15 protein-coding genes are annotated in these 21,861 nt (G+C 57.5%); 8 read left to right on the top strand and 7 right to left on the bottom strand.

Annotation, left to right across the window (positions count from 1 at the left end; genetic code table 11):
- Nucleotides 1-247 precede the first annotated feature (247 nt).
- From ileS to GSQ86_RS12880, 3 genes are all read left to right on the top strand, one after another.
- Nucleotides 248-3,145: an isoleucine--tRNA ligase gene (ileS, locus tag GSQ86_RS12890; protein ID WP_158750348.1), complete on the top strand. Its 2,898-nt coding sequence runs from the start codon at nt 248-250 to the stop codon at nt 3,143-3,145.
- Nucleotides 3,146-3,389: 244 nt separating this feature from the next.
- Nucleotides 3,390-3,896 carry a signal peptidase II gene (lspA, locus tag GSQ86_RS12885; RefSeq protein ID WP_158750347.1) on the top strand — a complete coding sequence of 169 codons (507 nt, stop codon included), beginning with the start codon at nt 3,390-3,392 and terminating at the stop codon, nt 3,894-3,896.
- A gap of 191 nt (nt 3,897-4,087) precedes the next feature.
- Nucleotides 4,088-6,547 (top strand): ABC transporter permease, encoded by a 2,460-nt coding sequence (locus GSQ86_RS12880; protein WP_254062350.1) that lies wholly within the window; start codon nt 4,088-4,090, stop codon nt 6,545-6,547.
- A gap of 182 nt (nt 6,548-6,729) precedes the next feature.
- Here GSQ86_RS12880 and GSQ86_RS12875 read toward each other — a convergent pair whose 3' ends face one another.
- Together GSQ86_RS12875 and hemW are read right to left on the bottom strand one after the other, a co-directional pair.
- Nucleotides 6,730-7,812 (bottom strand): low specificity L-threonine aldolase, encoded by a 1,083-nt coding sequence (locus GSQ86_RS12875; RefSeq protein ID WP_158750346.1) that lies wholly within the window; start codon nt 7,810-7,812, stop codon nt 6,730-6,732.
- A gap of 164 nt (nt 7,813-7,976) precedes the next feature.
- The gene (gene hemW / locus GSQ86_RS12870; protein WP_158750345.1) at nt 7,977-9,164 is read right to left on the bottom strand and encodes a radical SAM family heme chaperone HemW; all 1,188 of its coding nucleotides are present in this window, start codon (nt 9,162-9,164) and stop codon (nt 7,977-7,979) included.
- Between hemW and GSQ86_RS12865 the strand changes: the two genes are divergently transcribed.
- From GSQ86_RS12865 to GSQ86_RS12850, 4 genes are read left to right on the top strand one after another with little or no spacing between them, the layout of a single operon-like run.
- The gene (locus GSQ86_RS12865; protein ID WP_158750344.1) at nt 9,136-9,765 is read left to right on the top strand and encodes a GNAT family N-acetyltransferase; all 630 of its coding nucleotides are present in this window, start codon (nt 9,136-9,138) and stop codon (nt 9,763-9,765) included. The genes hemW and GSQ86_RS12865 overlap by 29 nt on opposite strands.
- Nucleotides 9,766-9,777: 12 nt before the next feature.
- On the top strand, nt 9,778-11,730 hold the full coding sequence (locus GSQ86_RS12860) for an ABC transporter ATP-binding protein (RefSeq protein ID WP_158750343.1): 1,953 nt from the start codon (nt 9,778-9,780) through the stop codon (nt 11,728-11,730).
- 6 nt (nt 11,731-11,736) lie between these two features.
- Complete coding sequence (lpxB, locus tag GSQ86_RS12855) at nt 11,737-12,882, top strand: lipid-A-disaccharide synthase (RefSeq protein WP_158750342.1); 1,146 nt, start codon at nt 11,737-11,739, stop codon at nt 12,880-12,882.
- Between the two features lie 8 nt (nt 12,883-12,890).
- Complete coding sequence (locus GSQ86_RS12850) at nt 12,891-14,954, top strand: M1 family aminopeptidase (protein WP_254062349.1); 2,064 nt, start codon at nt 12,891-12,893, stop codon at nt 14,952-14,954.
- Nucleotides 14,955-15,157: 203 nt separating this feature from the next.
- On the opposite strand, the gene GSQ86_RS12845 is transcribed toward GSQ86_RS12850, so the two are convergent.
- From GSQ86_RS12845 to GSQ86_RS12835, 3 genes are all read right to left on the bottom strand, one after another.
- Nucleotides 15,158-17,566, bottom strand: coding sequence for an alpha-L-rhamnosidase C-terminal domain-containing protein (locus GSQ86_RS12845; RefSeq protein ID WP_158750341.1), 2,409 nt, complete (start codon nt 17,564-17,566; stop codon nt 15,158-15,160).
- 190 nt (nt 17,567-17,756) lie between these two features.
- A complete protein-coding gene (locus GSQ86_RS12840; RefSeq protein ID WP_158750340.1) occupies nt 17,757-18,116 on the bottom strand; it encodes a hypothetical protein in 360 nt (119 codons plus the stop codon).
- Nucleotides 18,113-18,676, bottom strand: coding sequence for an RNA polymerase sigma factor (locus tag GSQ86_RS12835; protein ID WP_158750339.1), 564 nt, complete (start codon nt 18,674-18,676; stop codon nt 18,113-18,115). Before GSQ86_RS12835 ends, GSQ86_RS12840 begins: the two co-directional genes overlap by 4 nt.
- Nucleotides 18,677-18,800: 124 nt before the next feature.
- Between GSQ86_RS12835 and GSQ86_RS12830 the strand changes: the two genes are divergently transcribed.
- The gene (locus GSQ86_RS12830) at nt 18,801-19,211 is read left to right on the top strand and encodes a DUF6249 domain-containing protein (protein WP_158750338.1); all 411 of its coding nucleotides are present in this window, start codon (nt 18,801-18,803) and stop codon (nt 19,209-19,211) included.
- Between the two features lie 38 nt (nt 19,212-19,249).
- On the opposite strand, the gene GSQ86_RS12825 is transcribed toward GSQ86_RS12830, so the two are convergent.
- Both GSQ86_RS12825 and GSQ86_RS12820 read right to left on the bottom strand, forming a co-directional pair.
- Complete coding sequence (locus GSQ86_RS12825; protein ID WP_158750337.1) at nt 19,250-20,488, bottom strand: ABC transporter permease; 1,239 nt, start codon at nt 20,486-20,488, stop codon at nt 19,250-19,252.
- An 8-nt stretch (nt 20,489-20,496) separates the two neighbouring features.
- Entirely contained in the window at nt 20,497-21,753 is a 1,257-nt protein-coding gene (locus tag GSQ86_RS12820; protein ID WP_158750336.1) for an ABC transporter permease, read from the bottom strand.
- Between the last annotated feature and the right edge of the window lie 108 nt (nt 21,754-21,861).

Here is a 21,861-nt window from a genome sequence, read left to right as displayed (position 1 = left end):
GACGACGCATGCCCTGCTTGTCTTGAATATGCGTCGGGAAAATGTTCATACCCTGCCAACAGTTTTCAGCCTGAGCCCAATAGGTCTGATGAGATGTCATGCCAGGATCGCAGTATAACCCCCGCATGATCAGGAACAGAGCCCAATATCTCCCTCTATAGACGTGAGCCTCACCACAAAGTTACTGCGATGAAACCAGATACAATAAAGTTTTACCCATTCTCGAATCTTTTTTATGGGAGAACCGATGTCCACGCCGGAATTACCCCCCAGCACGCCCATCGCAGGCGAGCCGGGGACGACGCCGCTGAAGGCGACCCTTACCCTGCCCCAGACCGACTTCCCAATGAAGGCAAATTTGCCGCAAAACGAGCCTTTACGGCTCAAAAAGTGGGCAGAAACGAAGCTTTATGAGCAGATTCGCGACGTCCGCAAAGGTTCGCCTCGATACCTGCTGCACGATGGTCCTCCTTATGCGAACGGGCCGATCCATCTGGGCCACGCGCTCAATAAGTGTCTTAAGGATTTCATCGTCAAATCGAAGACGATGGCGGGATTTGACGCCCCTTACGTCCCCGGCTTCGACTGCCACGGTCTTCCCATCGAGATCAAGGTAGACGAGCAGTTCGGCCGCAGGAAGCTGGAGATGTCGTCTGTTGAATTCCTGGCCGCCTGCCGCGCCTACGCGCAAAAATATATTGACCTGCAGACCAGCCAGTTTGTTCGCCTCGGCGTCTTCGGTCGCTGGGAACAGCCCTACGTCACCATGTCGAAGGAGTACGAGGCCAAAACCCTCGAAATCTTCTACCGCTTCTTCGAGCAGGAGTTTGTTTACAAGGGATTGAAGCCGGTCTACTGGTGCATCCATGACCGCACCGCTCTCGCCGATGCTGAGATCGAGTACGAGATGCACACCAGCCCCAGCATCTACGTGAAGTACGCCCTCGCCGGGGATTCGAAGACCAGCGACGCCGCCGCCATCGATGCCGCGCTCGCCGAAAAAAATGTATCGACCATCATCTGGACGACGACTCCCTGGACGCTGCCCGCATCGCTGGCTGTCGCTTTTCATCCGGAACTAGAATACGTCGCGCTTGAACAGGACGGCCAGACGTATATTGTCGCCGACGCACTCGCAGCCTCCGTGCGCGAAGCCTGCAAGCTGCAGGACGCCGTCGAAGTCGCCCGCTTCAAGGGAGCGAAGCTCGAACGCGCCACCTTCCAGCATCCATTTCTCGACCGCAGCATCCTCGGCGTACTCGCCGACTACGTCACTACTGAGCAAGGTACCGGCGCTGTCCATACCGCACCTGCGCATGGAGCCGACGACTTCTACACCGGCGCAAAGTACGGCCTCGACCAGACCTGCAATGTCGACAACGCGGGACGCCTGCGCAATGGGCTGCCCGAATACGACGGCCTGACCGTCTTCAAAGCCAACGCCCCAATTATCGAATTATTAGAGAAGCGCGGCGTCCTCATGGGCCGCAGCGACATTTATCACTCCTATCCGCATTGCTGGCGCTGCCACAATCCGGTGATCTTCCGCGCCACCGAGCAATGGTTCATCGAGATCGACAAGCGGATGGGCGATACGACTTTCCGCCAGCTTGCGCTCGATGCAATCCGCAACGACATCAAGTGGGACCCGGCATGGGGCGAAGACCGCATCGCCAACATGATCGAAAGCCGCCCCGACTGGTGTATCTCGCGCCAGCGCATCTGGGGCGTGCCGATTGCGGTCTTCCTCTGCAACCAGTGCCATACCCCGCTCAACGACGCAGCGATCAACAAGAGCCTCGTCGAACGTTTTGAAAAAGACGGCATCGCCGTCTGGCATACACAAGAGCCCGAGCAGCTTCTACCCGCCGGAACGAAGTGTGCAAACTGCAGCGGCACAGACTTCCGCAAGGAAATGGACATCCTTGATGTCTGGTTCGACTCCGGCGCAAGCTGGCACGCCGTTATGGAAGTCGAAACGGAGATCGCTCCGCCCGCCAATCTCTATTTCGAGGGCGGAGACCAATACCGCGGCTGGTTCCACACTTCCCTGCTCACATCTGTTGGCGTCGGCACAGATCACAAGGCTCCTTACACCATGGTCGGCACCGCTGGATGGACCCTCGACGAACAGGGCCGCGCCATGTCGAAGTCGCTCGGCAACGGCGTCGATCCTGTCGATATCGCCAACCGCCTCGGCGCCGAGATCGTGCGCCTATGGGTTGCCTCCGTCGATTTTCGCGAAGACGTAGCCGCCAGCGAAAACCTGATGCAGCGCGTCGCCGACAACTATCGCAAACTGCGCAACACCTTCCGCTTCCTGCTCGGCAACCTGAATGGTTTTGAGCCAGCACAGCACGAAGTGCCCTACGAAGAACTGCTGCCGCTCGACAAATACATGCTCGCCCGCACACGCGAGCTGGTTGAGAAAGTCAGCGCCTGGTACGAAGCCTTCGAGTTCCACCGCGTCTACCATGCCGTCAACGAGTTCTGCATCGTTGACCTGAGCGCGCTCTACCTCGACGTGCTCAAAGACCGCATGTATACCTTCGCGCCGACGAGCAAGGAACGCCGCTCCGCGCAGACGGTCATCTATAAAATCGCCGACGCACTGGTGCGCCTCGTTGCTCCCATCCTCAGCTTCACTGCGGATGAGGTCTGGCAATACTTACCTGCCGACGAAAAGCGTGAGCCAAGTGTACACACAGCCTCTTTCCCGGATGCTGATGCAGTTGCACACCGCGATGCAGCCCTGCTTGCGAACTGGAGCAGGCTGCTTACGATTCGCGACGAAGTGCTGAAAGCGCTCGAAGCTGAGCGCAAGGCGGGGAAGATCGGTAAAGCTTTGGAAGCGAAGATTATAGTATTCACCGCCGCATCTGACCATGATCTGCTGAAGAGTCTGGAAGGCAGTCTCAAAGAGCTCTTCAACGTCTCACAGGTGTCGGTTGCGGAGAAGCAGGGCGAGATCGAAGTAAGACCCGAGCCCGCCGAAGGCACCAAGTGTGAGCGCTGCTGGAACTACTATGCCGACAACGGCCCGCAACGCGTGCAGCCCTACGGCCCATGGCCAAAAGTCTGTGGCCGCTGTGCTGGCGCTCTCGAGCATATGGGCTACCAGCAAACCGTGGGTGCCCCATCCTGACCCCGACTCTGAGTGCAACGAAGAGGAAGGGGAAGGATGGGATATATTTCGATGTGCAGAATTCTCGCTTTCCCACCCTTCGCCTTCGGCTCAGAATGGGGCACCTGGCAAACGGTTGGAGGATAGAAACCCGCTGTCATCCTGAACGCAGTGAAGGATCTGCTTTTCTCACTCGTCGGAGCGAAACAGATCCTTCGTCGCTACGTTCCTCAGGATGACAACATTAGAAGAATAAGAGGTTAGATTGAAGCAACACGACCGCCGCGGCTGGCTCCTCATCATCTCCGCGCTCATCATCGCCTTCGACCGCTGGACCAAAATCCTCGTCGAGCGCCACATCGCCGACGGCGATTCCATCCCCGTCATCCCGCACTATTTCTACATCTCGCACGTGCTCAATCCCGGAGCGGCCTTCAGCCTTTTCTCCGAATCGGCCACACCTGGCCGCACGCGCTGGATACTGACAGCTTTCTCCATCATGGCCGTAATCATCGTCCTCGGCATGATTCTCAAAATCGGCAAGCGCTTCACCGTCACAACCATCGCCCTCGCCCTCATTCTCGGCGGCGCACTCGGCAATGTATGGGATCGCATCCGCTTCGGCGTCGTGACCGATTTCCTCGAAGTCTTCATTCGCTTCGGCCACTGGAGCTACCACTGGCCAGACTTCAACGTCGCTGATTCCGCCATCGTCTGCGGCGGCATCCTCATCCTGCTAGACGCCCTGCTTCCGCAAAAGCAATCTTCTTGATCAGCCGCAGATATGGGTGCCCCATCCTTTCGCGTTTTGTGCGAAAGGGTGGGATTCTGCAATCTCACGCCCCAGCGAAGAAAACCGGAACCAACCTTAAGCCACCGACGTACAATTTTCCAGCCGGCATAAGCAAAGCTGCGCGCTGATCCGTCTAAGCAATTAAACTCGGGCAAAAAGGAAGCAGACCTGTGGGCACTTTGTGGAATGATATTAAGCACTCGCTGCGCATGCTCAGCAAGAATCCCGGCTTCACCGTCGCAGCCGTCGCAGCGCTGGCCCTTGGCATTGGCACCAACACTGCCATCTTTACCGTCGTTAACACGGTCCTGCTCAAGCCCCTCACCTATCCAGATGCCGACCGCATCGTTCAGTTCATGCTGACATCGCCTGAAGGTCAGGGCGCTGCAGCTTCGCCCACTAAATTCAACACCTGGCGTCAGCAGACCAGCGTCTTTCAGGACGTCACCGCCTATGACTTCGGCGGACCGGGCTTCAATCTTACCGGCGATCATCCTGAGCAGGTCCACGGCATCCACGTCAGCGAGGCTTATTTCCGCCTTTTCGGCGCGCCGGTTATGCTGGGCCGCACGTTCACGCCGCAGGAAGACTCGCCCAACGGCGGCAAAGTGGTGGTGCTCAGTTATGGCCTCTGGCAGCGCCGCTTCGGAGGCAATCCGAACGTCGTCGGCACCGCAATCTCGCTCGGCAACGAGCCTTACACCATTGTTGGCGTGCTGGGAAAATCTTTCGCCACCGACCCCGAATCCGACATCTGGGTGCCTTTCCAGATTGATCCCAACAGCACCAACCAGGGCCACTTTTTTCTTGCCGCAGGAAGACTCAAGCCAGGCGTAACGCTGGCTCAAGCCAACGCTCAGCTTAAAATTGCTGCCGACCAGTTCCGGCGTCGTTATCCGAACGGGGTCATGGACCCGAAGGAAGGCTTTGGCGTCCAGCCCTTGCGTGACTCGATCGTCAGTGGCGTCCGCTCTTCGCTCTTCGTGCTTCTCGGAGCTGTCAGCCTTGTGCTTCTCATCGCCTGCGCGAACGTCGCTAACCTGCTGCTCGTCCGCGCCACTGGCCGCAAGCGTGAATTTGCTATCCGTGCAGCCATGGGCGCAACCCGTGGCCGCATCATGCGCCAGTTATTAACCGAAAGCGTTCTGCTTGCCGTTACTGGCGGCGTCCTCGGACTCGTCCTCGGCTACCTCGGCGTGCGCGGTCTTCTTCTCCTCAGCCCCGGCAACATTCCCCGCATCGGCGAAGACGGCGCCTCCGTCGGTCTTGATTGGCGCGTCCTGCTCTTTACCCTCTGCATCTCACTGCTTACCGGAATTCTCTTCGGTCTCTTCCCCGCCATCGGAGCATCGCGCCCCGATCTCAACTCCACGCTCAAGGAAAGCAGCAACCGCTCTGGCACAGGATTCCGCCAGAGCAAGACACGCTCATTGCTTGTCATCAGCGAAGTTTCACTGGCGCTGGTACTGCTCATCGGCGCGGCATTGCTCATTCGAACATTTGTCGCACTGCGTGGCGTGAATCCCGGCTTCAGCTCGCAGAATGTGCTCACATTGCAGATGTCGCTTACGGGCGACCGCTTCTCGAAGACCGCCGGAGTGGCGCAGCTGGCTCAGGCAGGACGCGAGCGCCTCAACGCAATCCCCGGAGTCGAAGCCTCGGCATCCACTTGCTGTCTGCCCCTCGAAGGTGGCTTCGGCCTGCCCTTCAACGTCGTAGGACGCCCGCTCGGCAAAGATCCTTACACCGGCGGAGCAGGCTGGATGAATACCTCGCCCGGATATTTCGCTGTCTTCAAAATTCCCATCCTGCGCGGACGCGATTTCAAAGACAGCGACGCGACCGGAGCACCCGGCGTCGTCCTCATCAACGAGACCATGGCGAAAAAATTCTGGCCAAAAGAAGACCCAGTGGGCCAGCAGATCATCATCGGCAAAGGCGTCGGCCCTCAGTTTGAAGAACCCGCCCGCCAGATCATCGGCATTGTCGGCGACATTCGCGACGGCGGCCTCAACCGTGACCCACGCCCGCTCATGATCATTCCGCAGGCGCAGGTGCCTGACGGTATGACGGCGCTCAACGCCAGCATCGGTCCCGTCGTATGGCTCGTGCGCACCCATACCGATCCGCACCAGTTCATCTCATCCGTCACCGAGCAGCTTCGGCAGGCCAGCGGCGGATTCCCCGTCGCCCGCGTGCGCTCCATGGATGAAGTCGTCGTTCATTCCACCGCGCGTGAAGACTTCAACATGCTGCTGCTCACCATCTTTGGAGCCTCAGCGCTTGTTCTCGCCGCCATCGGCATCTACGGCCTCATGGCTTATTCCGTGCAGCAGCGTACGCAGGAAATGGGCATCCGCATGGCCCTCGGAGCCGACCGCTCGCGCATCCGCAACCTAGTTGTGTGGCAAGGAATGCAGCTCACCATTATCGGCGTCGTCGTCGGCATCGGCGCGGCGTTTGCGCTTACACGACTGATCGCCAGCTTCCTCTTCGGAGTCAAGCCGTATGACCCCATCGTATTTGTAACTGTTCCGGTGATATTAAGCCTCGTGGCGCTCTTCGCGGTCTGGATGCCCGCTACACGTGCGTCGAAGCTCGACCCAATGGAGTCATTGCGCGTGGAATAGCTCACAAATGATAGTTTCGAGAAACTATGGAAGAACGGTCATTCTGAGCGCATCCGCGCGAAGAATGCAGAGAATGCAGATACTTCGAATGCTACTCACAGGTTTCTCAAACGCGCTTCGGCAATTAGCAGCAGAGCGCAAGGACTCAACCCGAGCGAAACAAAGTTCCAAACCAGCGAAATCTAGAGCTTTGCAATCTCTTCGGCGGCCACACGCGCGGCCACTTCGCAGGCAGCACGATCCACATCGTGATGCGTCACAAAGCGCACCGAATTCCGGCCCACCGTCCCACATAAAACACCGCGCTGCTTCAATCGTGCCACCAGCTCGTTTGCTTTGCTCTCATCCTTCAGGCCAAAGATCACGATGTTCGTCTGCACGGTCTGAAGATCGAGCGTGACCTGCGGCAATGCGACCAGCTGCTCGGCGAGAAAACGTGCGTTGGCGTGGTCTTCGACAAGGCGCTTCGGCATCTCTTCCAGCGCAATCAACCCGGCAGCTGCCAGCACGCCTGCCTGACGCATGCCACCGCCGAGAGCCTTGCGCACCATGCGGGCGCGCTCAATCAATTTGCGATTCCCCACCACCATAGAGCCAACCGGCGCGCAGAGTCCCTTTGACAGGCAGAACATCACCGTGTTGAAGCCACTGGTAAGCACCGCGACAGGAACTTTCAAAGCTACCGAAGCATTGAAGACTCGCGCGCCGTCTAAATGCAGTGGAATTCCAAGCTCGCGCGCTCCATTCCAGATTTCCCCGAAGACCGGAAGCGGCGTCACCGTTCCGCCAGCCATGTTGTGGGAGTTTTCGAGAGAGATAAGGCCCGTAGCAGCATTGTTCATGCTGGGCCGTTTCACCACAGATTCAATATGCTTCCAGGTCACGATGCCGCGCTCTGCCGCCACGGTGCGAAACTGGCAGCCTGAAAAAGCTGCGGCCATCGCCATCTCCCAGTCCACAATGTGCGCGCGCGATTCGCAGATGATCTCCTGCCCTGGCTGCGTGTGTAGACGAATCGCAATCTGATTACCCATCGTCCCCGTTGGAACAAAAAGCGCCGCCTCGCGGCCAAATATCTTCGCCGCGCTCGCTTCGAGCAAATTTACCGTTGGGTCTTCGCCGTATACATCGTCGCCGACCTCAGCCGCGGCCATCGCGGCACGCATCGCCTTTGTCGGGCGCGTCACAGTATCGCTGCGCAGATCAATCAAGCCGGTTGGATCCCGAGAAAAAACTTCATCACGCCGCTCAGTTTCAGTAGACATAAAAAGTATTGTCTCAGACCGGATAAACAGATTTGTCACATCCAGACGCAAACCGCGGGTGCCCCATCCTGAGCCGCAGGCGAAGGGTGGGAACTACTACTCTCAATAGCTGTAGTGCTCGGCTCTGTTGCCTTATGCCGCAGGCGAAAGGGTGGGATCACTAACTAAACAACAACCTCACCCAGGCTTAAGAACCGCTCAAAAACATTGTTGGACAACATTCTCCCACGCGAAGTAAGCAAAATCCGATCGCCACGCATCTCCAACAATCCGTCCCCGATCAACTCTTTAACAATCAAACGACTGCCCTCAGCTACATCCATGCCAAATTCGCATTCCAGCTCGCGCAGACTCACGCCATCACACAGTCGCAAACCAAGAAACCAGGCCTCTTCGAGTTCTTCCTGCAGCGACAAAATACGCCGCTCATCCCATCCCGGAGCGGCCAGATAGCTCTCGAGATCATCGGTTGCAGCAAAGCGAACCGGCTCACCCGTCGCACTATGCAGCATCGAATGCGCGTCGACGCCAAGGCCGAGATAAGGCTTCCGCAGCCAGTACCTTTTGTTATGCAGGGATGCCGCTCCGCCGCGAGCGAAGTTGGAAATCTCATATTGCTCCAGACCATGCTGCGCAAGCACGTCCACTGCTTCGACATACATATCCGCAATCGCATCATCGGATGGAATCGCCGGCGCAAAGTACCGCGCGCCGCCATTCAAAACTTCACGGCCCAGCCGGGAATCGTCGTCCACCTCAAGCATGTACACGCTGGCGTGATCGACACCAGAATTCACCAGCACCGCCAACGATTCGCTCCACGAAGCCGCCGTCTGATGTGGCAACCCGGCGATCAGATCGGCATTGATTCGCTGAACCCCCACCTGCTGCACCCGCCGTATATCTTCAAGAGCAATCGCCCGCGTGTGCAGCCGTCCTGAAGCCTTGGCTTCCTGATCGATAAAAGACTGCACGCCGAAACTAATCCGGTTCACGCCGCAATCGAGCATCGCGGCCAGCGCGTCGTCGGCCAGCTGGCCCGGAGCGCATTCGACTGTAATCTCAGCCGCATCCGAAACCTGAAACTGCTCTCGAATGGAGGAGAAAAGTGCCTTCAGCAGCTCCGGCGGCAGAAGACTCGGTGTTCCGCCGCCAAGATAAATCGAATCCACCAGCCTCGGCATCGTCAGATCCCACGCAGCAGCCGCACGCAGATCCTCAATCACCCGGTCGACATATTGCCCCATGTAGCTGGAAGGAAAAACCCCGGAAGCGAAATTACAGTAGGTACACTTCGAGCGACAGAATGGCACCGAAATATATATGCCGAGGGCATTTCCGAGACTGTTCATAGACGCTTCCATCCTCTATTTTCTCATTGTGGACGTTTCTCCCGGCATCATCGTCTCCACCCCACGACTCGTTCTCCGCCGCTGGCAGCCTTCAGACCGCAATCCGTTCGCCGCCATGAATGCCGATCCGCGGGTCATGGAGTATTTCCCGCGACCCTTTACCGTTGAGGAAAGCCATCAGGCCATCGACAGAATCGAAGCAGGATTCGAGCAACGCGGCTTCGGCCTCTGTGCCGTCGAATTGCAGGCGGACCATTCCTTTATCGGCTTCATCGGCCTTTCCGTACCCAATTTCACCGCCCACTTTACCCCCTGCATCGAAATCGGCTGGCGCCTCGCTGCCCGCGCGTGGGGCAACGGATACGCCAGCGAAGGCGCAAAAGCTATCGCAGCTCATGCCTTTGAAACATTAAAACTAGACCAAATCGTCTCCTTCACCGCCGAACAGAACCTTCGTTCCCGTCGCGTCATGGAAAAACTCGGCATGACCTTCAATCCCGACGACAGCTTTGATCATCCGAATTTCCCCCTCGGTCATCTATTAAGACGGCATGTACTCTACCGGCTGCGCGCCCAGGAGTTCGGCCAACCCGTAAAATAGAGACTGGAGCGCATGGCCGACAAGGAAAAGCCGAAGCAAACGCAGCAGCATGAGGATGACGTCGTCGGCAAGGCTTATGACGGCCGTCTGATGCGCCGCCTCATCCGTTACCTTTATCCCTACAAGCTGCCCGCTTTTATTTCGCTCGTCGCTATTCTGATTAAAGCCAGCGCTGACGTCCTCGGTCCTTATCTCACCAAGGTCGCCGTCGATCGCTACATGACGAAGAACACGGCCAAATCGTCATGGCTGGCTGGGCACCTCAGCTCAAACGCTTTTACCGGGATTACCCAGCTCGCCGGGCTCTATCTCGCTTCCCTGCTTCTGAGCTATCTCCTTGAATTCGTGCAGACTTACCTCATGCAGTGGACTGGCCAGAAGGTCATGTTCGACATGCGGAGCGAGATCTTCCGTCATCTGCAGCACATGCATATTGGCTACTTCGACCGCAATCCGGTCGGACGCCTGGTCACGCGCCTTACCAGCGACGTAGACGCGCTGAACGAAATGTTCACCTCCGGCGTCTTTGCCATCTTTGAAGACGTTTTCGTGCTCGCCGGTATCGTCCTCGTTATGCTGCGCATGAACTGGTGGCTGGCGCTGCTCTCGTTTGCCGTTCTGCCGCTCATTCTGATCGTGACCCGCGTCTTCCGCAAGCATGTCCGCGATTCCTACCGCCGCATTCGCTCCGCCATCGCCCGCATTAATTCCTATACACAGGAACACATCAGCGGCATGACCGTGGTACAGCTCTTCAACCGACAGGACCGCTCCTACAAGGAATTCAAGGCCGTCAACCAACAGCACATGGACGCATTCAAAGACGCGATCCTTGCTTATGCGCTCTATTACCCGGCTGTCGAAATCCTCAGCTCCATCGCCATTGCGCTGGTCATCTGGCGCGGCGGATACGGCGTGCTGCACACCACCGTCACCATCGGCGTGCTCGTCGCCTTCATGCAATATGCGCAGCGCTTCTTCCGCCCGATTCAGGACCTGAGCGAGAAATACAACATTCTGCAGGCCGCCATGGCCGCCAGCGAGCGCATTTTCAAGCTTCTCGACACAGCGCCGGAGATCGTCTCCCCCGCACAGCCCAAAGAGAGCGATCACTCAGGGCGCATCGAATTCCAAAACGTCTGGTTCACGTACCAGCGCCTGGACGAAGCACAGCTCACGCAGATCGCAAGAGCTAGCGCAGCCGAGCTGGCAGCGATGCCAGACATTGAATGGATCCTCCGCGGCGTCTCCTTCACCGTCGAACCCGACCAGACTGCCGCCATCGTTGGCCACACGGGCGCAGGCAAGACCACCATCATCAGCCTGATGATGCGCTTTTACGATATTCAGCACGGCAGCATCCTCATCGACGGCGTCGACGTGCGCGAACACGATCTCAATCAGCTCCGCCGACGCTTCGGAGTCGTTCTGCAGGACCCGTTCCTCTTTAGCGGGACGATCGCCGACAACATCCGCCTCGGCTCTGACTGGATCTCCGACGCGCGACTCGAAGAAGCAGCCGATGAAGTCAAAGTCCGCGATTTCATCCAGTCGCTACCCGAAGGTTTCGCCGAGCCGGTACGGGAGCGCGGCAGCGGACTTTCCACCGGCCAGAAGCAGCTCATCAACTTCGCCCGCGCCCTCGCGCACGACCCTAGAATCCTTATCCTCGATGAAGCCACTTCCAGCGTTGATACCGAAACGGAGATGCGCGTCCGTCTCGCGCTCGAACGCATGATCGAAGGCCGCACCTCGGTCGTCATCGCGCACCGCCTCTCTACCGTCCAGCGCGCCGACACCATCCTCGTTATGCACAAAGGCCAGCTTCGAGAAATGGGCACGCACCAGGAACTGCTCGCCCAGCGCGGACTCTACTGGAAGCTCTATCAGCTCCAGTACAAAGATCAGGAGTTCTCAGAAACGCTACCGTCCCTCAACCCTAGCCTCGCCATGGGGACCGACTAACCGAGCATGGCTCATCCTAAAATCTTCATCTCCGCTGGCGAGGCCAGCGGAGAACACTACGCAGCCCAGCTCATCCCTGCCATCCGCAAACTCTCTCCCAACGCTGAATTCTTCGGGCTGGGAGGCCAGCGCATGGAAGCCCTCGGCTTCCGCCGCATCGTGCGCGCCGAAGACGTAGCCGTTATGGGCATCACGGAAATCATTCGCCACATTCCCCGCATCTACGGCGAATACCGCAAGCTCAAAGCCAGCATCGCCAGAGAAAAACCCGATGCCGCCATCCTCATCGACTTCCCCGACGTCAACCTCTCGCTCGCTCGCACCCTGCACAAGCTCGGCATCCCGGTCATCTACTTCGTCAGCCCGCAGCTCTGGGCGTGGAAGAAGTACCGCATCCGCCGCGTACAGCGCTATGTGGATCGCATGCTTGTCATCTTTCCCTTTGAAGAGGCGTTCTACCGGGAGCACCAGGTGGAGGCCAACTTTGTCGGCCACCCTTTGGCTGAGCTTCCACTGCCTTCCATCTCACGAAAAGACTTTGCAGACCAATACCGTCTCGACCCGTCCATACCATGGGTGGGTCTGCTCCCCGGCAGCCGCTTCAAGGAGATTCGCCTCAACCTTCCGGAAATGATTGAAGCCGCCCGCCAACTGCATGAGCCCTGCGAATTTGTTTTGCCGTTCGCGCCTACCCTCACATCCGAGCAAGTCGCTCACGTCCAATCCATGCTCCCGGCAGTGGACCCGCGTATTACCCTTGTTAAAGATGCCCGCGCCACCCTGCATCATGCCCGTGCCAGCGTGGTAGCCAGCGGAACCGCCACCGTCGAAGCCGCCCTGATCGGCAATCCCTTCATGGTGGTCTACCGGGTTTCCGGCTTGACGTATTCTGTTGCAAAGCGGGTAGTGAAGGTCCCGCATGTTGCCATGGTCAATCTCATTGCCGGACGAGAGATCGTTCCCGAACTGATTCAGAGCGACTTTACCGCCGCAAATGTGTTCTCACACCTTAAGAACCTTCTGCATGATGAAAAGGTCCGCAGCAAAATGCAGGCCGATCTGGCCGCGCTAGGCGCTTCGCTGCGTGCGGCAGCCAGTCCAATAGAACAGGTAGCCAGCATCACATTAGAGTTAATGGGTCCGGCACGATGAAGATGCGAATGATGAATTGCCTTGGCATGTCCTTTCTGTGTCCCAACCTTGGCGCTCAAAACCTGAGTGCCCCATCCTTTCGCGCTTTTGCGAAAGAGCCTGCCCTGAGCCTGTCGAAGGGGTGGGGTCAGGCTTTTGCTTTGGCCATCCTGCTTGGATTTGCATTGACTCTTCCAGCCCAGCAGCAGCTGAAGCCAACCCTCGACATCACCGGTTACACCATCAATGCGCAGCTCAGCCCCGCCGATCACAAGCTTTCCGCGACAGCGCAGGTCACCTTCACGGCGCTCAATGACACCGATACGGCGATTTTTGAATTGCACGGCGCGCTCAAGGTCGAAAAAGTAGCCGACACATCCGGCAAACCTCTGACCGGCGAGCGCGGTCCCAACGCGACCGTCATCGTCACCCCTCCGGCTCCGCTCGTCAAAGGCCATCAGTACACGTATGTCTTTACCTATGACGGCATGCTCAACGGCGATGCCGGCAGCCCGGTCGAAGGGCTGAAGCTCGCACAGGTCGGCGACCCCATCAGCTACCTGCTCTATGCCGGACGCTGGTTTCCCATGGTCGGCTATATGACGGATCGCTTTGCCGCCGACATCCATATCACGCTCCCTTCCGGATACCAGGTGATCGGCAGCGGCCCCACCAACATCTCTCACGGGACCGCAGGCGAGCAGCACAATTTCCACTGGGCAAAATCCGGCTTCCCCGGAACTATCATCGCTGGGAAATTCTCAGTCTTATCCCCCGCACCGAACATCCACGTCTACACCACTGAAGCTCACAAGCAATCCGCGCAGGATTACGGTCATACCGCGCTCAACGAATTTGCCTTTTTCACCAGCAATTTCGGAGTTCCCGAGTCTACCCAACTCAATGTCGTGGAGCTTCCAACCGACACTATGCCTGTAGCGTGGGCGCCTGAGATAGCTGCCATTGGCGGAACGCACATCGGCACCAGGGTCAACGATACGCGACTGCTCGCCAATACTATCTCCCATCAATGGTGGGGCAGCGAGATCAGTCCGGCCTCGCTCAACGACGCCTGGATCACCAACGGCATGTCCCGCTATGGCGAGCTCATGTACCTGGAAGACAGCGCCGGCCGCAGCGCGTTGAACGCGGCGATTCAGGATGTTTCCGCGGGTGCGCTCGCCTATGACACTATTCCCCTGACCAGCGTCGGACGGCTCGATCCATTCTCGCCGCAGTTCCAATCCATGACATTGGAAAAAGGCTCTCTCGTCTTCCACATGCTGCGCTGGGAAGTCGGAAACGACAGCTTCCTGAAGATTCTGCGCGCCACGCTCTCGCAGTTCACCGACAAATCCATCAAGACCAGCGACTTTGAAAAGGTAGCCGAAGCGCAATCGCAGCAGCAACTCACGCCCTTCTTCGCGCAATGGCTCGACGGCACCGGCGCTCCGTTATTCAACAATAAATACGCAGTCTACCGCCTCGGTAACAACAAGGGCTTCCGTACCATCGGTGAAATCCAGCAGGACCTTGATCTCTTCAACATGCCTGTCGAGTTGCGTATCGAAACCGACGGCAAAACTGAAATCCGCCGCATCGACGTCGTCGGCTCGGATTCGCAGTTCGTCGTTGATACCTTCGGCCGTCCCCGCCACATCACCATCGACCCGGACAACTGGATTCTGACCAATTCACCCGACATGCAGGTACGCGTTCATATTCTGCGCGGCCAGCAACTCGTAGCCCAGGGCGACAACACCGGCGGCCTTGATGAATATCAGAACGCGCTGAAGGCCAACCCTAACAGCTCACTCGCCAGCTATCGCATCGGCGAAGTGCTCTTTACCATGCGCAACTATCAGGCATCCATCAACGCCTATCGCGATGCCCTGCGCGGCGATGACGAGCCGAAGTGGACTGAAGTCTGGAGCCACATCCAGATCGGAAAAATTTTCGATATCACCGGCCAGCGCGAACGCGCCGTTCCCGAATACCGGCAGGCCCTGCAAACCAACGACAATACGCAAGGCGCGCTCAACGAAGCCCGCAAATATCTGCAGACACCCTACAAACGCGACGACAACGAATAGCTGAAAACTTATGCCTATCTTCGCGAGGATTCTTCGGGCTACCACAATCCGGGCGCACAATGCGGGTGCCCCGGGTTCGCGAAGCTAACCCGGGTATTTTCTGCTTAAAAGAACCCGCCCAATAGGAACGTAGCCGGGTGCCCCATCCTTTCGCGCACTTTGCGAAAGGGTGGGAATCCAACAAATCCAGGCACAACACACCCTTACCGACCACCATCCAACCGAACCGTCTGCGCCCCCGAGTGCAGCGGATACTCTTTCCCCAGCCACACCAACTCCCCATTTAACCCCTCAGGCAAAGTAATCGAAGTCGACCACCGCCCGCCATCCAGCCTGTAATCGACCGTAATCGCCCCGCCAGCATGCGGCATCGAAGCCCGCAGCTCATGCAAACTCCCCAAGTGCGGCTCAATCCTGACCTTTGAAAATCCGGGAGCAGCAGGATGAATCCCCGCCACCACCGTCAACAAATCGTAGTTAGGATGCGCGCTCCACGCATGGCTATCCGAGCGTGTCGGCTCCGGCTTCTCCGCCCAGGTCGACAGCCCGAGCTTCAGCATGTCGTACCAGGGAGTCAGCTGGCCCACGTATAAATCTGCAAGCCCGGCATGTTCGAGAGCCCGGCTCAGATAGAAACGGAAGTAGTAGCTCATCGCCGACATCGGCGGAACCGTCTTCCCGTCCACCGTCGCCTCAGCCCCCTCGCGCGATCCCAATACCCGGCGCAAAACAGCCTGCTGTTCGCCGCGCGGAGCCACATCCTGCCACACCGCCAACACGTTGGCTTGCTGGCTGTAGCTCTTCTTTGCCGGAGTATCAGCGTACACGCCATAGCGCGCATCCCAGTTCAGCCGGTTCAGCGTATCTGTAGCCTTTTGAATCATGCCTTGATAAGCAGCCGTCCGCTCCGGTGAACCAAATTGCTTCTCCAACTCTGCCGCATCACGTAACGCCTCAATAAACTGCAATGTCAGGAATGTCGATCCGCCATCCACTTCCTGTGGCGGATCACCACCCTCATACCCGCTCGTCCAGTCGCCAAACTCCCACCACTTCACTCGTCCCATCAGCCCATCCGGACGAAGGTGCGAAGCATACCAGTCGATCACGCCGCGCGTGCGCGGCAGCGTCTCACGCACCAGAGGCTCATCGTTCACATACATCCAGTAGTCGTGCAACATATCCACCCACAGCAGCGAAAACGGCGGAATAAACTGCGGCAGCCGCGAAGGATAGCGACTCTGCGTCAACCCCTCAGGAACAATCGACGACTCTATATTCGTAATCGCCTGCCGTGCCAGCCTGCTGTCTCCCGTCATCGCATAGGAAATGAGCGCCTGTATCCGCGTGTCGCCAACATACTGCAGCTGCTCCCAATAAGGAGCGTCCATGTATGTCTCATGTGCGCAGAGACGCGCCGTGCGCCAGCCCGTATCCCATAGCTTCTGCAAATCCGGAATATCTCCCGCAATCGTTGCCTTCTCTACAAACGGATATGCATTGAACCAGGCATCCAGTTTTTCGAGGCGCAATGGAGAAGACTTCGTCGTTACATCCACCTGCAGATAACGCCACGTCCGCCACCACAGCGGCTGAAACGACCGCCGTTCGCCGCCATCCGGCATAAACTCATCTGTCAGGCCCTGAATCTGCCGTCCCGCAATCTCGTTGCGATTGCCCTTCTCGCCCTTCGCATCGTAGAGAGCCTCGGCATACGTCAACTTGATTTCCGCATCGCGTCCGCCGCTCGTCACTAATTCTGGATACGCCGTTTGCAGCACTTGATTGTCGAGTAGCAGCGTCGCATGGGTATTTGCTGGAATCTCCAACGAAGACCCCGGAAACTTTGGCTTGGCAGCCAGCCCTTCAAATCGCACAGGCTTTCCCGGAGTTACCAGCCGATGCTCCATCGCCGGCAACTTATCCTGCACCAGCTCCCAGTTGTTGTCCGAGTCCTGTGCCTCACGCATCGCAGCCCCGCCTATCGTCTCAGGAGCATGCCATGAGCCCGCATCGGCCACCGCAGCCGCATCCCAATCCCAGGTAATCAACCTGCCATCGACACTCTCACCTGGCCCGGCCGCATAGTAGCCGGCTACTCCATTCGTAGCCGCGAGTCCGCGCCCTTTTTCCTGTTTCACCAACCATGACGTATCGGTATCGACATCCTTCTCGGCTTCCGTATCGCCCTGCATCATAAAGCCGGAACGGTTGCTCATCTGCGCCACCGGGGAGCGCGAGCCATAATTCCAGACCGTCGCCGCCAGCAAATTTTTGCCTGTATGCAGGAACGGCGCAAGATCGATCGTCTCGAATCGCCAGTGAAACAGATCGCCACGCGACGGACCTTCACCCACGTATTGTCCATTCACATGGAGCAGAAAGCGATTGTCCGCGCTCACATGCACCCAGAAATGCTCGGGCACAGAATTCAACGTAAATTCTTTGCGGAAATAAAAGATGCCGAGATCTTTTTGTGGAGCATTCGGGCAGGCAATCCATCGGGCCTGCCATTTACTGTCAACCAACGCAGGGTTGAGCGGCTTCACATCCTGCGCCCAGTTCAAACCCGCCCCAAAAAAGAATGCAGCAATCAGAAGAACGCGGAACATGCAGGCCAGAGTAACAGAATTTCTACAATCGTCTGCCTCGGGCTACGAGAAAGAAAAGACTCGAATGAATTGTCATCCCGAGCGAAGCCGAGGAACCTGCGGTTCGCACAAAATGGGTGCCCCATTCTTTCGCGCACTTTGCGAAAGGGTGGGAGCTATCACTCTCACGCTAACGATTGTCCTAAAGCTCTTACCGCTTCCCTGTTGCAAGCCGAATCGAAACCAGACTGGAAAGCAGAGTAAGCACAAGTGCGAAAGCAATCCAGCCTGCATTGGCCTGCATCAGCGCATGCTTCACCACCGGCGGCAGCGTCCATTCCGTCACAGTACTCGCCGGCATGCGCGCCACTTCCACAAAGCCAAAAATGAGCATTGCCACCACCGCTGCCATGGCAACAAAGACCGGCAACGCCCGAACCCACGGGAACGGAATCGGCTGGGAAGCCTGAGCTTCCTGCTGCACAGCCTCCATGACAGAAGCCGCAAAGCCGGAGGAAGGCACGATCTCATCGTGCGGGGAAAGCATACGATCCAATTCGTCTTCCATCATGCCTCCTTCAGTCTCGGCGTTTCGAGCAGCTGCGGCAATTTGCCACGCAGAATCTCCCGCCCGCGAAACAGCCTCGCCTTTACTGTACCTTCCGGCAGCCCTAAACTCTTCGATGCCGCAGGCACATCCATGTCATGAAAATAGTACAGAATCATGGCATCGCGATACTTTTCCGGGAGCGCCAGCACCGCGCGTCGCACCACACCGTCGCGCTGACGCTCTTCAAAATCAGCGGAGTGCGACCTCTTATCCATCAGCTCTGGAACATCATCCAATGCAACGTTGTGCGCCGGAATCCGCTTCAGCTCAGATCGGTAAAAGTTCGCCGCCACCGCAAAAAGCCACGTCGAAAATGCAGCATCTCGACGCCAGCTGGCAAGCGAGCGGTACACTCGCAGAAAGGCTTCCTGAGCCATCTCCTCCGCGCGCCCTCGATCGTTGCAGAAGCGGTAAGCCATATTGACCAGCGGTCCCTGCCAGCGGCGCACAATGCCCTCGAAAGATGCCACATCTCCCGCCAGCACCCGCTCCACGTCCGCAAGATCTTCTGTCGCGCTCACGCTTCCTGTTTCCTCGCAGGGTACGACCATCCTGTACCGATGATGGTTGCATTTTTATTTCGAAAATAAAAACGCAACCAGCTTGCTCAGTCTCCGGTCTTACTGGGAGTCAAGGAGGTTGTATATGTTTCAAGGTCCGTTCTGGTTGTTTGCCTTTTTAAGTGTAGGCGCTGCTGCTCTCTTCGGTTTTCTCGCAGTGGCGGCATGGGCCGGCTCACGGCAACAGGAGCGCGAAAGCTACTACCGTAACGACATGCTGAAAAAGATCGCCGAGTCAGACACCAACAGCGCTGTCGCCACCATCGCTTATCTTCAGGAAAAAGAAAAAGTCTCGGCAGCCAACCGTGAGGCAAAAAAACGCGAAGGCTACTCGCTCGGAGGCCTTATCAATATCGCCATCGGCATAGCCCTCCTGGTTTTTCTCATGGCGATCTCGCATAGACCAGAAGTTGGATTGGTCGGCCTTATCCCTTTTCTGATAGGCGTCGCTTTATTGATCCATAACTACCTGACGTCGCCAAAGCGGTCAGCGTAAATCTCATCCGCGGATGGGCAGCCTGCTCATCCGCGCTGCTATTCGTAGCGCAGCGCCTCAATCGGATTCAGGTTCGCCGCTTTAATTGCAGGAATCATGCCGCTCACCATCCCTACGACGATCAGAATGGTAGTGGCCACAACCACGATCATCGGTGAGATCAGCAGCTGAATATCCGCAGCCTCAGCATTCGAGGCGAGCGCACTGTAAAAGGTGATGCGGCCTACGCCGATAGAAACGGCATACGCCAGCGCAATGCCAATGGCACCACCTACACCGGTAATCACCAGCGCCTCAGCAAGAAATTGAACGAGAATGTGCCGCTTGCGTGCGCCCAGAGCTTTCTCAATGCCGATTTCTCGTGTGCGCTGCTGCACTGCCACCAGCATAATGTTCATCAGCCCTATGCCTGCAATGCCCAGCGTCAGGGCGCCAATAAACAGCAGCAGCACCTGCAACGCAATCGTAATCATGCGAAACTGCTTCAGCTGCTCCATCAGATTGGCGACAAAAATTGCATTGTGATCCGAAGGCCGGAAATTATGCGAGGCGGCCATCGTATTGCGAATCGCCTGCTCAACCAACATGTGATCGCCGCGATAATTCAGCCAGATGCCGTCCAGATACTTTAAATCCTTAATGTCGCCAAAAGTATTAAACGGCACATAGACCTGCCGGTTGACGTCATCATCGCCTTCCTGCATCTTCGGTTTCAGTACACCGATCACGGTAAAACTGATGCCATTCAGCCGGATGCGCTGCCCAATCGCATATTGGCCGGAGAAAAGCTTGGTCTTCGCTTCCGAGCCGATCACGGCCACGTGGCTCCGCTGCTGATCATCAAGGTCGGTGAAAAAGCGGCCTGAATCGATGTCGAGCCTCAGAATATCCAAAATCTCCGCGCGATAGCCATTCACCGGCCACGTATACGTATGCAGGTCATTCGCTACCGAAATATTCTTGTTCATCATCGGAGAGATGTGCTCAAGATTCGGCACCGTGTTCCATAGCCGATCCACATCATCCTGCGTAAAACGCACCGGCACGCCTGCCTTGGTGCCGCCAGCCTGCTCGCTCGTCGTTCCTGGAAAGACGCCGATCAACTGCGTTCCCCACTGCGCGAAAATGGCTTCAATGGCGCGGCCAAAACCAGCGCCATATGCCAGCAGCAACACGACCGTTGCAATTCCCCAAGCCATGCCCACAATCGTGATCGTCGTGCGACGACGATTATGCAGCATCGCCTCATACGCCTGGCCCCATAAGTCACGCAGCATAAAAACTCCTATTCACGACGCAGCGCTTCCACCGGTTCCAGCGCAGCGGCTTTGCTGGCTGGGTAAAGCCCGGCGACAATGCCGCTCGCGCTAAGCGAAATAATGGCCAGCGCCGCCGACCACGGCACCAGCCTCGGCGGATCGAAGCCTATATCCGTGTCTCCGATCGCGCTCTGCAAGATAAACATCAGCAGAGCTGCGCCACCAATTCCTACCAACCCGCTCACGCCAGTCAGCAGCAGGCCTTCAAGGAAGAACTGCATCAGGATGCTGCGCGACGTTGCCCCAAGCGCCTTGCGCAATCCGATTTCGCGGGTCCGTTCTGTCACCGAAACCAGCATGATATTGATAATTCCCACCGCGCCCAGCGCGAGCGTTACAATCCCCACGCCGCCCAGAAAAACATCCATCGCTGTCCAGATTTTGCCCACCATCTGCTCGCTCTTGATGGTGTCCCACTCATTGAATGCGTCCTGCGAGTTGGGATCGAAGCCATGTCTTTGCGCGATAATTCTGCGCACCTGCCGCGTTGCCTCAACATTGTCGCCGCGAACCCGCGGCTGATACTGGATCGACGTGACGGAATCGGCGGGAATGTTCTCGCCCTTCAGCGGAAACATCTCCAGCATCGTCGAAAGCGGAATATAAATTTTCTGGTTCTCGTTGTCGTTGTTGCCGCGTCCCGATTTTGCCGCAAGGCCGATCACCTGGAAACGCGATCCGTTCAGCAGCACCGTTTCGCCCATCGCCGGACGCCCCGGGAACAACAGCTTCGCGCTCTTTTCCCCCAGCACAATCACCCGCCGCCGGTCGCGCATATCCGCATCGCTGATGAAACGCCCGTCTTTGATAGGCAGAAAACGTACGCCGCTGTAGTTCGGCTCCGCGCCGATCCCATGTCCGCCCGCGCTTTCATAAAGGCTCTGCTGCTTGATATCGTCACGATTGATGAAGGCCGTCACCGATCGCACCTCGGTGGCCTGGGCGCGAAGCGCCTGCGCATCAGAGAGCGTCAGGTTGTATGGCCGCATGCCCGTATGCTGGTTGGCAATCGCCGGAATCGTCCCGCCCCACATCATGATGAGGTCATTGCCAAGCGTCGCCAGCGACCGCCGTTGGCCCGAGCGAAATCCCTCTCCCACGCTCACCAGCAGCAGCATGGAGCCGACGCCCCACGCAATGCCGAACATGGTCAGAAATGAACGCAGTTTATTCGCCCAGATGGCGCGGAAAACCTGCCCGAAGATGTCGGCGATAGTATGCATGCCCTTTTCCAAGGATACGCATCCGGCAACCCGCCAGTTCCACATCGGTTAGACGAACCGTGCAGAGAATCAGCATAAAGCGAAAATTCCCTCTCTGAACACCCCCTT

It is taken from the genome of Acidobacterium sp. S8, assembly GCF_009765985.1.
Classification (GTDB): Bacteria; Acidobacteriota; Terriglobia; order Terriglobales; family Acidobacteriaceae; genus Alloacidobacterium.
The sequence above is the reverse complement of the archived record's forward strand: the minus strand, read 5'-3'. Positions and strand labels throughout refer to the sequence as shown.